Origin of the sequence: Psychroserpens algicola (assembly GCF_014526325.1) — a bacterium.
Classification (GTDB): Bacteria; Bacteroidota; Bacteroidia; order Flavobacteriales; family Flavobacteriaceae; genus Psychroserpens; species Psychroserpens algicola.
This window is the reverse complement of sequence record NZ_JACNMJ010000001.1, coordinates 707,461-722,722: the sequence shown is the minus strand read 5'-3', so window position 1 is coordinate 722,722 and position 15,262 is coordinate 707,461. Positions and strand designations below refer to the sequence as shown.

Annotated in this window: 8 protein-coding genes and 1 tRNA gene; 7 read left to right on the top strand and 2 right to left on the bottom strand. The window is 35.2% G+C overall.

The genetic code is table 11. The features are described 5' to 3' along the window. Positions 1-23 precede the first annotated feature (23 nt). From H7350_RS02965 to H7350_RS02935, 7 genes are read left to right on the top strand one after another with little or no spacing between them, the layout of a single operon-like run. On the top strand, positions 24-2,522 hold the full coding sequence (locus tag H7350_RS02965; RefSeq protein ID WP_204344380.1) for a hypothetical protein: 2,499 nt from the start codon (positions 24-26) through the stop codon (positions 2,520-2,522). Between the two features lie 26 nt (positions 2,523-2,548). After that, the gene (locus H7350_RS02960) at positions 2,549-5,152 is read left to right on the top strand and encodes a hypothetical protein (RefSeq protein WP_204344379.1); all 2,604 of its coding nucleotides are present in this window, start codon (positions 2,549-2,551) and stop codon (positions 5,150-5,152) included. A gap of 18 nt (positions 5,153-5,170) precedes the next feature. Next, positions 5,171-7,450, top strand: a complete 2,280-nt coding sequence (locus H7350_RS02955; protein ID WP_204344378.1) for a hypothetical protein — start codon at positions 5,171-5,173, stop codon at positions 7,448-7,450. A 4-nt stretch (positions 7,451-7,454) separates the two neighbouring features. After that, positions 7,455-9,710: a hypothetical protein gene (locus H7350_RS02950; RefSeq protein ID WP_204344377.1), complete on the top strand. Its 2,256-nt coding sequence runs from the start codon at positions 7,455-7,457 to the stop codon at positions 9,708-9,710. A gap of 2 nt (positions 9,711-9,712) precedes the next feature. Next, complete coding sequence (locus H7350_RS02945) at positions 9,713-12,034, top strand: hypothetical protein (protein ID WP_204344376.1); 2,322 nt, start codon at positions 9,713-9,715, stop codon at positions 12,032-12,034. 4 nt (positions 12,035-12,038) lie between these two features. Then, the gene (locus H7350_RS02940; RefSeq protein WP_204344375.1) at positions 12,039-12,608 is read left to right on the top strand and encodes a hypothetical protein; all 570 of its coding nucleotides are present in this window, start codon (positions 12,039-12,041) and stop codon (positions 12,606-12,608) included. Beyond that, on the top strand, positions 12,605-13,693 hold the full coding sequence (locus tag H7350_RS02935; RefSeq protein ID WP_204344374.1) for a hypothetical protein: 1,089 nt from the start codon (positions 12,605-12,607) through the stop codon (positions 13,691-13,693). The genes H7350_RS02940 and H7350_RS02935 overlap by 4 nt, the downstream gene beginning before the upstream one ends. 72 nt (positions 13,694-13,765) lie before the next feature. Here the strand turns inward: H7350_RS02935 and H7350_RS02930 are convergent. Together H7350_RS02930 and rseP are read right to left on the bottom strand one after the other, a co-directional pair. After that, positions 13,766-13,839, bottom strand: a tRNA-Asn gene (locus H7350_RS02930). 85 nt (positions 13,840-13,924) lie between these two features. Beyond that, positions 13,925-15,250 (bottom strand): RIP metalloprotease RseP, encoded by a 1,326-nt coding sequence (gene rseP, locus H7350_RS02925; RefSeq protein WP_204344373.1) that lies wholly within the window; start codon positions 15,248-15,250, stop codon positions 13,925-13,927. Positions 15,251-15,262: the final 12 nt, after the last annotated feature.

The window sequence follows — 15,262 nt, the reverse complement described above, 5'->3', positions numbered from 1 at the left end:
AATAACCTTTAAAACATAAGATCATGCTTTCATTAACAGATAAATTTACAATCCCAGGAATATCAAATGTAGACTTCTACTTTGATCATAAAAAAAGAGATACGTTTTACGCGATTAGATCAACGCCACTTATTAAAAGAGATCAGGACAATAAATTGGCTTTTAGTTATAATTTGATTTCAAGAAATGCTGAAATAGCTTATGCGAGTAGTGCTAATAAAGATTTAGTAGAAACCCAATTAGGTCAATTATTACTTACGGTCGACTTAGCACTCACAAATGAGGAAGAAAAAAAAGCACTTGATTATTTGCGTAAAATGCTAAATAACAATAATAAAAGTGTATTAATAAGAAGACATAATAGAAGGTACCGTCTAAAACCTTTAACAAAAAGAGTAGAACCTAAAATTGCAGCGCCTAACTGGAAAAATGGTACAGTAACTTTAAACGTTTTATCTGGTTTTGGAGATACGTTTACTAAAAGCTCAAGTGGTGAGGTAAAACCTTCTTTGGTTGGCTGGAATTCTGCGTCACTGTATGCAACTTATGGTATTGAAGGATCTCAACTCATGTATCAAGCACTATCTGAAGGTGTTAAAGATGACGACGGAAACAGTGAAAAAACACCACTATTAGCTACTGTAAACTATACAGGTTTGGCCATCGGTTATATCGCAAATATGGAAATTAAAGTATCTGCACGATCTACCGACATCTATAACTTTCTTGAAACACAAAACAATGAGTTTATAAGAGATGTCAAACAAGGAAAACGAACACGTACCCGAAAATTTTTAGGACGCACCATCAGTAAAAAAACAACAACTTTTGATAGTAAAGTCGATATCGACAAAAGTGAAATTCACAATTTGGTAGAGACGATGAGGCAAAACAAGGTGATAAGAGTAGAAGTTAATGATGACCTGGTTACGGGTGAACGAAGCCAAGAAGAAAAAGAAGCGCAACAAGCGTTAATGGCTAATATCATGGATATGGTTACCAATACCATTATTAAATCATTTTTTGAAACCGCATTTATCGAAGATCAAGAGACCTCTGAAGAAGGAACCACGCCTCAAACTGGTCCAGGAAGTACTACTGAAGAAGCCAAAAAATTCGACCATGTAAAAGACCAAAATCATTCCTATTATTTCAAGAATAAAATTTCAAAAAATAAAATTTCAAATATAAATTTTCATTTTAAAAAGAATAGTACTGTAGAATTTCAGGTCAACCCTAGTGGTTCTCTTTTGGCACAACTTACAGATAGCGAGCGTAAAGCAGCTGTAAAAATATTAGATGTTAGTAGTCCTGAGGTTCAAATGATGGAAGTTCAAGTTAAAGTTAATGCCGACTTTGAAGCCGATAACATCCATTCGGTGATTGTCAACTTATCATATAAGCAAAAAGATCATAAAACAGGCATTGTGCGTCAAAATGCAAGGTCATTCCTATTCGAAAACGGAAGCGAAGTGCATACATTTAGAGTAAGTATGGCTAGAAACGCCAATGGCGAACTTATAGATTTCTACAAAGCAGAAGCTAAAATTTCATATAGAGGTACAGCCGATGCACCACCTCCAATTGTACTAGATAATATAAGTGATAGAGTGCTTAATATTTCATACGATAAACTTGGATTTATTACAACTAAAGTGAGTGCTGGTGATATCGATTGGGCAGTTGTTAAAGAAGCAATTGTAGACCTTGAATACATTTCAGAACCCAATAAACCAGATTCTAAAAAACAAATACGTTTAACTCAAGATTCTCCCTTAGGAAATTGGAAATGCTTTATGTATGGTCATAAAGATAAAAGCTACAGATACAAGAAAAAGTGGATTTATTTAGATGGGACACAAAGCGAATCAGATTATATAACAGATACTAGAGAAACACTAGTTATTGATGACGATTTAGTAGGACGTGTCAAAGCATCTTTCGATGTATTAATGGATCCAAATTATGTGACCTCTGCAAAGGTTGAAATTCTCTATAAAGATGAAGTTAATGCCGTTAACGAAGAATTCTCAAAATGGTTTTCAGGATCAGAAACTTGGGATTGGAATATGAGATTACGTGAAGGTGCTACTAACCAATTTCAATACCGATACTTTGCTCAATTCACAGACGGATTAGTAAAAACATCTGAATGGAAAACAGCTACAAGTGATGAAAACATTGATCCAATCGATTTAAAGCGTTATCAAAAATCGCTCACCATCGATGGAGGAATGTTGGATTGGACAAAATGGAAAGTGGTTTATGTCAATGTGCAGCATAACGATGTAGAAAACAAATATCTCAAGGAAGAAACCATTCGAATTACATCAGAAGATTTTATGAAAACTTTTGAAATTATGGCTTTCAGTCCAGGAAGTAATGTCTTTGAATACACCTTAAAATTTGCTGGTACTAATCAAATGATAGACATAGATCCAGCAACTATTAAAGGCGGCATTTTATTACTAAAAAATCCTGAAGAAGCACCTCTACCAGATCCAATGGCAGACGAAAACTAATCCGGAATTTTAAAAAACACAAAACGATGTCAAAAGAAACAAACCCTCCAAAAATAGCTGGAGTATATAAGGCAAGTAAATTGAGTTATATGGTAAAACCTGCAATCATGAAAAATTTTCAGGCACTTACCTTACAAAATAATGCGACTCAAATGTTAAATGAGGCGCCTATTTCTGATAAAATATATTCCTATAATAAGAAAAATTATGGTCAGCCTCAATTTGAGCTTTTGCCTAATGCTATTGAAAATGGAGGCTTACCAGGTCAAAAGGGATTTCAATTTACAAAAGATAATGAAGGGATATTGCATCTCAATATAATTGTTAAAGCATTTCATCCTCAATCCAATGTCATACCGCTAGACTTTAGAACGGTACAAATTGAATTGCAATATAAATCTGATGAGAGCTTGAAGACTTTGCCATTAGAGGTCATACAAATGTTGCCTGTTCAAAAACCTAACGAATTAAAACATATCTATGCGCACACCATTATCAAAGATGAAGACAAAGAGCAAATTTATGAAGCATTAGTCACTCCAAGTACAGCATCAAAACTAGTAGTTAAGGCAGATGTATGGTGGCAAAAACCTGCAAGTAATCCTCCTAAGCCTAATCCGCCAAACCCAAGAATACAACCTAAACCGCCTAGACGACGGCCTCAGGTCCAAGATACTTGTACAGCGTTTGATGCTTCAAAATTGATTGTAGTACAGAATAGAATTTTAATTTCTGGTAAAAAGAAAACGGGAATGATGGCTTTATTTGGTGCCAAACCGTTTATGAATTTTGCAACCAATCAAGACGCAAAAAAAGCACTCAATATCATTAAACACTATAAATTAGATAGAAGATGCTCTGTTGGTAAAACATTCAGCTATTTTCTTTCTGGAAATAATCCGCCAGTTGGGAAACTTAAAGGCGAAGATGCGCTAGCTTTTAACACCTCCAAACTCCAAGTAAAATATATAAGTAAACGCTGGAAAATTGTTGAAGGTAACAGGTCGTTGTTCGATTTCGGAATTGATAAAAACAGTGCACACAAGGCATTTAACATTATAAAAAAGCACGGCTTTGATACTACGTGTTATGTGGGTCGACCAAACCCAGAAATGGTGTACCTAAAACGCACAAAGCCAATTCGCTTACAAATGTTTCATGCCGTCTTACAGCCGAGACTTCTTGATCTTGCTATTAAACCTGAAAGAACACAAGCTTCAAAACCTCAAAAAGTAATCATTACAAGTGAACTTAACCTACTTTATGATCGTGAAGATGCTAGTGTTTTTCAAGGGTTCTTTGATGAGTTAGAATCTAAGGAATACAAATGGCAACAAGAGAATAAAATTGAAAATGGCGACATAAGTCATTCGTATTACTACAGGTTAACCAATGACCCAAATAAGGTGTTCTTTTTACCACAAGTGTATCGCATTGGTGTTAATCACGACACTGGAGAACCCAAATTGTACCTTAATTTATATGAACATGTAGATGACGATGGGAGTAAAGAGTATCGTATCAATATGACTATTTATATGGAACCTTATTTCCACCCTAGAGCGAAAAAGGATTTGATGGGAGATTTATCAGAACTCTCCAAAGGAAATATTAAATATGTTGAAAATTATGTTTTAGGAGGCTATCAAAACGTCTCTTTTAATGTAGAAGAACGGTTTTTAAGTGATAAGGCATTATTCTCTCAAAGAATTACAGAAACATTAGCCGAAATTAATCCTTCAGGATTTACAATTACTGCAGATCATAGTTTAGAGTCTTTTGAAGCTTTTAAACATGAGTTATTAACCAACGGCATAGACATCGGTAAAATATACTTTGAATTAGAAGAAGAGACCCAAGATGGTTTGGTGGTTAAAAAAAGCAGGCCTATCAATGTAGAGCTTAATTTCAAAAAACTAAAAAACATTCCTATTACTGTCGATAAGATTGAAGATTTTCATCAACAAGGAAATGTGCCATCGGGTTTCTATTTAAAAAATGACACAACTATTGAAGTTAACGTTGAAGGCGTCGAACTCACGATGCTGTCTAAAAATGGTAATTTTATTTATGATGCAGATTATGATTTAGGCACCACCGGAATAGACTGGCCGCTAAGTCTGAAAGCTGGTGATAAACAGGGTGTGTTTATTAATCCATTAGATATCGACGAACTTTCAGTAGAAAATATGGTATGGAATAGTTTGGTCTGTGAACCGCATGGAATGCGAGCAGATATTAGTCCAGAGATTATCATGGCATCTGTAATAGATCGAGCTACAGGAGATTCTGAAATGTGGCACCTTAACATCACGTCTCCATTATATGAAAATTGGGACTCTTGGTCTGAAGAAGAGAAAGACCCTTTCAAAAAAATCATCGGTGTTCTTGTAGAAATTAGACGCGATGATGGCGAAATCATTGGATCTTATGAATTAAATAGAGCCAACCCAAGACATCTTGTTGAGATGTCTAGTACGGTCCAGCAGATGCTACAAAATTCAAATCATGACAATAGAAAATACCAATATCGCCAAACCAATATCACATTACAACCCTCAATTCCAGGAGAATGGAAGAGTAGTGAAAGTACAGGTGTAGAACATTTATATATCTACCCACAAGTTTAACATTAAGACCATAAGACTATGACAACTTTACCACAAATATCAGTATTAGACGATATCATCGCTTACCCAGATGATGAAAACCCAAATATGTTCTACTTAGCACGTTCAACACCTCAAATTCGTATGGATGGTGATATGCCTGTATTTAATGGTTTGTTTTGGACCGATAAAGCCAACGGTACAGATACTTCAACATCGGGATTAGCCGGTGGATACATCAACTTTGATATCAACTTAGGAATTTCAGAAGAGGAAAAGACAAAAGTCGCTCAAAAACTCAAGCAAATGAAAATTCAAGAGCAAAGGCGACACGATATCGTAAAACTAGAAAAGGAACGACTTGGTTTAATTGCAAGGGCTAAAGGGCAAGATACTATTCCAACACCTGATGTTCCAGAAGTGGGAGAAATCGTCTTTGGTGCCTTAGAATATACCGAAGGTACGGTGACCTTATTAGAAGAAAAAGAAGGTGGCTTGGTGTCTTGGTCTTCTGCTGGTGGTCCAGCAAGTTTAATTGGAGATAATAATGCGGCTTTTGCTATTAGACTAAGTGCCGATGGTGCTGCGGTTTGGTATAAAGCATTAGAGCAAGGAGACAAAGCCATAAGTGCACGTTATGATTTAAAAGTAAAACTTCGGTTACCAAGTTTAGAAATTAGAGCTTGGGCAGGATCTCATCAAGAGTCAACTATTGAGCGTAAAGTAGATCGGGTTTGGAAAAACCAAGACCAAGGCTGCTCTGATGCTGATGTCGAACGTATTGATGTAAGCAGTGTTGTAGAGACCATGACCGAAGAAGGTCTGATGAATATTGAAATCAATAAAGGTTCTACTAAAATTTCTGATGAACATGTCAATCAACTTCGCACGATGGCTATCAAACTCATTGAAGAAAAGGTAAAAGAAATTATAAAATCAAGAATTCACGGTATGACTGAGGAAGAGCGAAAAAGCTCTATGATAGAACTCATGAAAGAAGAAGTGAAATCGTTTGTAGAGTTGCGTTTTACACAACGTGATGTTGTTGAGTGGCCTATGTCACCTCAAGCTACCATCATGAATTTCTTAGAAGATGTTAGCGAAGAAAATAAAAAAAATGTCACTAAAATTGTCGACTTAGCTGATGATATCGTCGGAACTGTTGAAATTCCTATACAAGTAAATGCAGCTTGGGAAGAAGCGCCTTACGTGTCTTCAGTCAAAGTAACAGCTCAATATGATTCTGCAAATAAATCAAAATCATGGCTATTTGATAAGACTAAAAGTAAAGATAAATGGTTGTTTAGAAGACCTAAACAAGACGATGCTGTCGTTAAATATACTTCAGAAGTCTACTTCAAAGGGGTTTCAGAACCGTTAAGAATACCTACGAAAGAAACCAACGGACTTATTAATGTTGAGGTTGGAAAGATAGGTTTAATGGTCGCCAATTTTAAACCTCATACAACCTTAAGTTCATTATCTGGAGATAATAAGATTACTGGAATCCAAGTTGATGTTAATTATAAAACACCTGATGCGCCAGAGCATTTTAAAACCTCCTTATTATTTACTCCAGAGGAGATTGATGGAAAGAAATTAGAAAGAGCATTATATACCAATATTGATGCTCCAATAGAATATACTGTTAAGTATTTCAGTAAAAATGGAAAAGTCATTGAAATGCCTAAACAAAAATTCTATTTCTCTCAAAATCAATCTGAAGATATTTTCACACCAAATCCATATGAAGACACTTTAGATTTAGATGTCGAATTAGGCATGTCTCCAGACCAAAGCTTAAAAAAAATTATTGTAGAATTTCAGTATGAAGATACCGAAAGTCAATTTACGAGTGAAGATAAAGTTGAATTATCTGCTGAAGATGACTGGGAATCAGTAACTGCAAAATTGGTTCAGTTACATAAAGATAAACAAGATTTTAAATACAGATACAAACTCATAGGTGATAACTTGTTTTCTAAAAGTGGATGGGTAAACAGTTCGGGAGACCAGACTGTTATCTTACCAATACTTCAGGTGAAAATTGATGTGAGTCGATTAAAAATTGGAGAGAAATATCAAAATGCAGTTTTAGAACTGACTTATGAGCATGAAAATCAAAATATAAATCATCAATTCTTTTTGAGTTCAGATAACGCGAGCCAACCTATTAATTGGTTTATTCCAAGAATAGATGATCACCACGATAGTTACTCTTACGCAATGACGCTGTATCCAGAACAAGGTGATGGAATTACGGTTTCTAATTTAGAAGGGAAGGGCAAATTTTTAATTATTAAAGATGTAAACTCATAAGATCATGTTAAGCTATCAACCACCATTTATGGGCGTTGGAAATCTAACCATCTTTAGAGATGATATAGATCCAGAAACGTTTTATTACGCAAATATCCAACCCTCTATTGTGCAAAAAGATTCCGGACCAGCAATATCGGCCTATACCATTTTGCCTGAGAGCAGCACTAGCGAAGACATCAAACAAGTCATCGATACGAGTTTATCTATGGAAGTGTCGCTAAAAGTTTCTCAAGACATATTAGAAAAAGCAAAAGAGCAAATCAAAGAGAAATGGGGAAAAACAGCCAAACGTTTAATGCCTGTAACTGTAACCGACGGAAAGGTTTATATGATTCTAGCTTCGGCTGGAGAAAATCCTAATCCTGACGATTGGTATGTCACATCGGGAGTTTCGCCTTCCATTTTTGGTGATAATCGTGCTGCTTTAGTTGTTAAAACCGATGGTGAAGAAGCCAAGCGTCTTGTTGCTGCACTTAATGAAGATCTTGTCGCTGGACATGTGTACTATGAATTAAATATCTTAGGAATTGCTCCCACTTTTAAAGCTAAAATGCGCATCAAATGGGATCGTATTTATAAGCATTTTGAAGACATGAAAGTTAAAAACTATGTGTTTTATAGAGAGGAAATAGGAAGTACGCTTGATGACCTCAAAGAAACAAGTATGGTAGAAATGGAGATAGAAGAATTAGATCCAGACGTCACAGAGTATGCTTCTAAAACACTACTTAATGAATTAAAAACGGAAGCTATTAAGCGCTTGTTTAAACCTTCGGTGCCTCCATTGAGCGCCAGTAAAAAAATAGAGAACAGAATTGCTCAAGCTTTTGGGATGATTTACTCATCGGTACATCCTGGCTCATTTCATATTCTTCGTGAGAATCATGAGGTACAAACAAATGAATTGATTGTAGATCTTCGAGAACGAAAAGTTAAAAAATATCCGTTTTATCCTCAAGCCTTATTATCAAGTATGATTCGTGATATTGGCGGTATGCAAGATCGTCTCAAATGGATAGAGCTTGATGATTTACCATTTAGAACAGAAACTATAACTCTAGATTTAGCAGCAGATACCTTTACGATTAATAATATTAGAACCGTAAAAATCGATTGCGAAGTTTGGGACGCCACAACCAATACTAAAGACATTGACCATACATCCATTTTTAATAAAGGGGAAACCGAATTAAAAGGAACTTTTAAGTACACCAGACAGTTAAAAAACGAATACCTGTATAAATATAAAGCAACCATCTACTTAGATAATGAAGGTACAGGTTTACCATCTCAGATGGAAGTAGATTGGCAAGAGACCAATTCAGAATTTATTTATTTTAATCCTACTGAATATTTTGAAAATGTCAAACTTCAAATTGGAGTTGATGATACCGATATTTTTAATCACACACACCTCATTGAAACTACAGTTGTTGTTAGCGAAAAGGATTCAAATAATAAATTGCTTTCACAAACATTTTTATTGAAGGATACCGAAGACGGTAAAGATCAAAAAGTATTGTCTTTGTTATATAGTAAGTTGAATCCTGTTAAAATTGATCTTGAAGTTAAGTATTACATTGTAGGTTCTGAAGAATATACCTTAACGCTACCCAATCATACAGATTTCAGTTTCTTTATTCCAAATCCTTTTGAAAATAAGTGGTCAGTTGAATTAATGACCAAATCCAATTGGGATAATACTTCCAAAATTATTAGCGAATTACGTGTTTGGGACCATACCAGAGCAGTATGGATTGAGGAAAAGTTCAATTTTACGAAAGATCAAGATAGTTCTACATTTTCTGTCGTGACGAGTTTAGAGACACCAAAAGAAGTTTTAGAATTTAGAAATACTGTTATTACTTCCGAAGGAAACATTATTAGAGGCGCTTGGAAAGAACATACAGGACCTATTCTAATGATTAAGGATGATACTAAACCCGAAAGAAGTATAAAAGCTACGTTAGTTGATGCTCCTGATTTTGAGGATTTAGAAATCAAAGAAATAAGTATCACAATTGTATATGAAGACTCAGAGAATGACATCGCAATTGATTCGGATGACATTGAAAAGTTAGTGTTTCAATCGGTTGGTGAAACCTTGCGATTCACACATCCTATGATTGATGCTTCAAAGCGAAATTATAAGTACCGATACAAAGCGAAAAGCAAGAGTGGAAATCGCTATAAATCGGAGTGGATTTCCACTACAAATGAAGATATAAAAATAACTATTCCTAACGATATCTGGTAATTATGTTAGACTTATCAAAACCATATGGTGTATATAAAAATATCATTTTCTACGGAGATCATGAGCAAGAAAAAGTGGTGTATTACTTACCAAATGAGGTAGGTTTAGCACCAGTGATTCACGAAGATAATGAATCATCATTCGACTTTTTTTTACAAATATTTCGTGAGGGAACAGCAATAAAAGGAGGTCTTGAGGCTTTAGAAGACACCTCAGGAGCCATCATGTCTTTAGGTGTGCAATGTATTGCTAATGAAGCCTTATTAGAAGAAGCTAGAGATATTTTAATAGACCAGCATCACTTACCAGAAGATTTCTTTTTTGCCCTTCCCGAATGGACCGATGGATCTATCGATTTAATTGCTTTAGATACGACTACGCAAGATGAAGATACCATTTCCGAAGATGCTTTTGTTGAAAGCGTCATTGGTTCAAAAAAACCATCGTTAATGAGTAGTGATTTAAAAGCTGTTTTCAATGTACGATTAGACCGGAAAGGCGCTAGCCTAATAGCTGGGGCTTTACAAGGTGAGCGAAGTTCTGTTGGAGGTGTGTTGTATGATTTAAAATTAAAAGCCATGCGTCCTGCTTTAGACATGACTATTGAAGCAGATTTAGACCGTTGTCATAAAAAAGTAACGCATGCTATTGCAGCAGGTGCTGCAATAAAATATGGAGAATTGACTGTTTCCGCGAAAGCAGAGTTTGAATTTATTAAAGAAAAACTCATCGAAGATGGTGATATTAAAGTCAATGTCTTGTCTCAAGTTACCGATCCCGATACCAAAAAGATGATTGATGAGATGATAAAGGAGTTTACTGATAAGGTCATGCGAGAGCTTTTTAGTCCTTATGTCTCACCAGAATTTCCAGATTTACCAAGTGGTGTTCCGAATCCTACACCTGGAGATGGTATTTTGATTGGAGCAGCTTATAAATTTCAGCAGAAAAAATTATTTCATAACAAGAAAATTTCAGTAGACTACCGCCAACGATCAGCAACACTAAAAACTCATAATCCGCAGTCGCACCTATGGTTAATTGGGAATCAAATAAAAGATGAAATAGAGAAGTACACGCAAACTGTTGTTTTTGGAGATTTATGGCGAGAAAACCACCTTGAAGTTAACCTACTTCATGATTTTAATAAATTAGATGATGATTTACTAAGTGCTGAGGTTTTAATTTGGAGGAAAAAAGATGGTAAAAAAGAAACTGTAGGCCAGGACGGATTTAAAATTCCAAATGATGCTTCGCCACTGACAAGTTTTACCATAACAAAAAATAATCAAGAACAACAAGACATTGCATGGATTACAGAAGCCGACGAGCCAGCGGGTTACTATTACCAAGTTAAATTTACCTATCGTCAAGATATCGAGAATATCCATTCACCAACCACTATTTTTAGTGATGTTGTTTTTAGCAGCTCACAGGACTTGGTCATCATTCCTCAAGTGCTTGTGCCGCTGAAAGTTTTCAATTTTAGATTAGGACACATTGATGCAGATAAAATTAAAGGTGTTGATGTTTTTATACGTTCAAAAGACTTAGAAGGTAAGCAACTAAATCAAGAGATTTTGAGTCTTTCAGAAACACATAATGAGGTCATTTGGAAAGTGAGAAACCATCCTGAGAGCAATGCCTATATTGAAGAGGAACGTCATTTTTATTTTTCAGATGGACGACCAAATTTAAAAGAAAATGCAGTGGCTTTAATTGACGAAGAATTAATTATAGCAGATCCTTTTGAATTTAAGAATGTTACTATTATTCCTGTAACAATAGGAGCAAATCCCGATAAACATTTAGAAATTATGTTAGAAGTGACTTATAAGTCTTCTGAAGATGATTTCGAATTTAATCAACGCTTTAAGTCAAAAGCTCCAGATTTTAGCTTAGATGAGATTAGTATTCCTGTGCTTGAGAAAGGAGATACAGTTGCTTATACATTTACGGTTATAACTACAGATGGAGAATTACTTGTTTTAGAGGAAGGAAAAACTACAGGTGGCCCACTAATATTAAAAATACAAGATATCATACCAGATCAAGGTCTGCTTATTAGATGGGACGGTCCATCTTTTGAAAGTGAAGATTTGGATTATGTTCGTGTTGAATTTAAGTTAGAACATGAGGATGGCACTGAAGAAAAATTACCTAAAAAGGAATTTTCAGTAGACGGAATTCCAGAACCCATTCATTACACTTATGAAGGAGAGGGAAAATTGCTGTTTAAAATCACTAAAAGATATATAGATGGTCGAAAAGAAAAGACTAATTATAACGAAGTTACAACAAAAGAAATAATCATAAAACCTTAAAAAAATGGATAATTTACTAGAATCATTAGGAGGAGAACTATTGAGCTACGGCGTATCTGGATTTGCATTAATTATGATAGGATTAACCTATTATTTAATGCGTTCAGAATTGAAACGCGAAGAACCAAGAAGTATTGCGGTAAAGACCATATGGGGCTTTATGACATTAGTATTAGTATCAACTGCAATTGTTGGATTTTTTAGCCTGCCAATTGCTAACGAAAATGATGAATTGAGCGCTGAGGTTAATACATTAACTTCAGATATGTCACAGCTTTTAGCAATGGTAACACAATATGAAGTTGCTATTAACCAACTGGTCGAAACCTTAGAAGACAACAATGTAAGAGGTGATAACAATCCACCAACAAGACCCAATACAGATATACGTGGTGTATTGGCTAGTAATCCTTCGGTATTCAGGTACGTCGATTATTCTAGAATACAACCTGTAAGAACATATCAAATTCAAGATGTCAACGATTCCATATCAACGCAAGTTAGAGAACAGGCTGAGAGAACATTACGATCTAGATCTCAAATTCATCAGATACCAATACAGCAAATTCCATGAAAACCTACATCATTTTAGTTGCGGGATACGAGTATCATCATGGCAGAACGAATATGGCTACCATTTGTAAACGAAGAGCTAATGTGCTATTAGATCAAAACAGTTCATGGCAGAATAATTCTAATATCAAATTTGTGTTATTTGATGTGCGCTTTGGAAGAATTGACGAAGGTACACCAAATGGTACTGGTATAGATTGGGAAACACATTCTGAGGAGTATGATGCCATAAATGATAGCGTACATTATTCTTCTGAACGTCATTTTATTCAGCAAGACACTAATGTCATATCCATCGCAGACGCTTATGATTTTATTAGAAATATAGGAAAGAATAATCTTGGTCATGTGTATGAGTTTTCAGTAGTTGGTCATGGTTGGCGAGGAGGACCTGTTTTAGTAAACTCTTATCAAAGGGAGGCATATCAACATACAGGTGTCACGCCTAGATTGCGAGATCCATGGGACAAAGATGGACGACGAAAAGACACTAACACCACCAATATGAATTTTACAGATTGGGTAGACTTTATAAATGCTTTTAATACTGACACTCGCATTTGGATTTGGGGTTGCGCGGCAAGTAGATTGTATAAAAAAGTTATTCAAGAAGTGTATAATTCGGTGGAGTTTTCTAGAAAGCGTTATGGAAGTCATATCGACACCGATAGTTTTTCATTGACATTTTCTAGAGCCTTTGCCGAAGAACATTTTAGTTACGACCCTTTATTTTTCTATAGGTCAAGAACTGCAGGTGACATCTCGAATCGCAGATTTACTCGTACACTAAGAGAGGTAAAAGATTTTTTGATTAGAGGTCTTTGCCATACCTATTCTGGGCAAATGGCATATAATACAAAAACTAATGTATATGCTGCCTTACCAGGAACTGGTGCCGATTATGAAAAAACAGGTAGATCTAATAAACGGGTTATGGTTGTTCCTACCAATACTAGTGTATATGGATACAGTTTTGCAGCTATAGTTCGCTTTTACAAGACTTATTTAAACTTGCAAGAAGATCCAGAACGAAGAGGTTATGCCAAGTTTGACCCAGAAATGATTAAGATATGGAAAGGAAGATGATTAGTTATATGGGCTTTGCTTGAGATTGAAAATAAAAAAATCCCACCAGAAATGGTGGGATTTTTAATGAAGCTCCTCCTCTTGGGCTCGAACCAAGGACCCTCTGATTAACAGTCAGATGCTCTAACCAACTGAGCTAAGGAGGAGTGTTTATCGCATTAGCGAGCGCAAATATATACTATTTTTTAAGTTTAAAAAAAGATTTTTTTAAAAAAAATAATTAATTTTTTTCTAAATCCAATCGTTGATATTGGCAAACAGTACCAATGTAATTAATATCACGAATCCAACCAGCTGAGCGCGTTCTAAAAACTTTTCGCTTGGCTTTCGTCCAGAGATCATTTCAAATAATAAAAACATGACATGACCACCATCTAAAGCTGGAATTGGTAATAGGTTAAGAACGCCTAACATAATTGATAAGAAGGCGGTTAATGCCCAAAATGCCTGCCAACTCCAAACACTCGGGAAAATGCTATAAATAGCCTTAAAACCACCAACGCCTTTGTAAGCACCAGTACTTGGATTAAATATGGCTTTTAATTGAGCACCATATTTTTGAAGGGTTTCTACGAAATCTCTTCCTCCAGCACCAAAACTCTCACCGAAAGTATAGGTTTGAATAGCAATATCAAAATAGCCTAATTCAGCAAAACGATCATAATCTAAGGCAGCTTGAATTCCGAATTTGCCATTTTGGTCAACTTTTAATTGTCGAGTAATGGTTTCATCTCCTCTTAATAATTCAACGTTTAAGGTTTGATTTTTATATCCAGTCATTAATGAATCTAACTGATCAAAATATCGCAAAGGTTTGCCATCAATAGTAGTAATAATATCTTCTGGTTTTACATCAACATCTTTATTTGATGAAGTATCAGCTATAGCGCCAATCATAAATGGGATTCTACGTTCAAATAAATCTCTACTTTTTGCTGAAGAAAATTGCCCTAAGAAATCCTCAGGAAGTGTGATGACTTTTTCTTGCCCATTCCTTCTAATTGTAATAGACTCGGCTCCGATAATATTTGAGCGTACGTCATAATCATTAACAACCTTTAAGTCGTTAACCTTTAAAATCTTGTCTCCGGTTTTAAAACCAATATCTTGAAGCAGTTTGTTTTCAATCCAATAGCCGTCTTTTAGACTTTCAACTTTAGTGGTTTTATCACCATAAATAAAAGCAATAAAAACATAAATTACGTAAGCTAAAATAAAGTTAACTGTAACTCCACCAAGCATAATAATTAAGCGTTGCCAGGCTGGTTTAGAGCGAAATTCCCAGGGTTGAGGTGGTTGATTCATTTGCTCTTTGTCCATACTTTCATCAATCATTCCAGCAATTTTCACATAACCGCCTAAAGGCAACCATCCAATTCCGTAAACGGTTTCACCAATCTTCTTTTTAAATAAAGAGTACTTTATATCAAAAAAGAGGTAAAACTTTTCTACTCTGGTTTTAAATAATTTTGCTGGTATAAAATGTCCTAATTCGTGTAATACGATTAGTAATGAAAGACTCAGTAAAAATTGAGATATTCTTATTACAAACTCCATTGTCTTTAATCC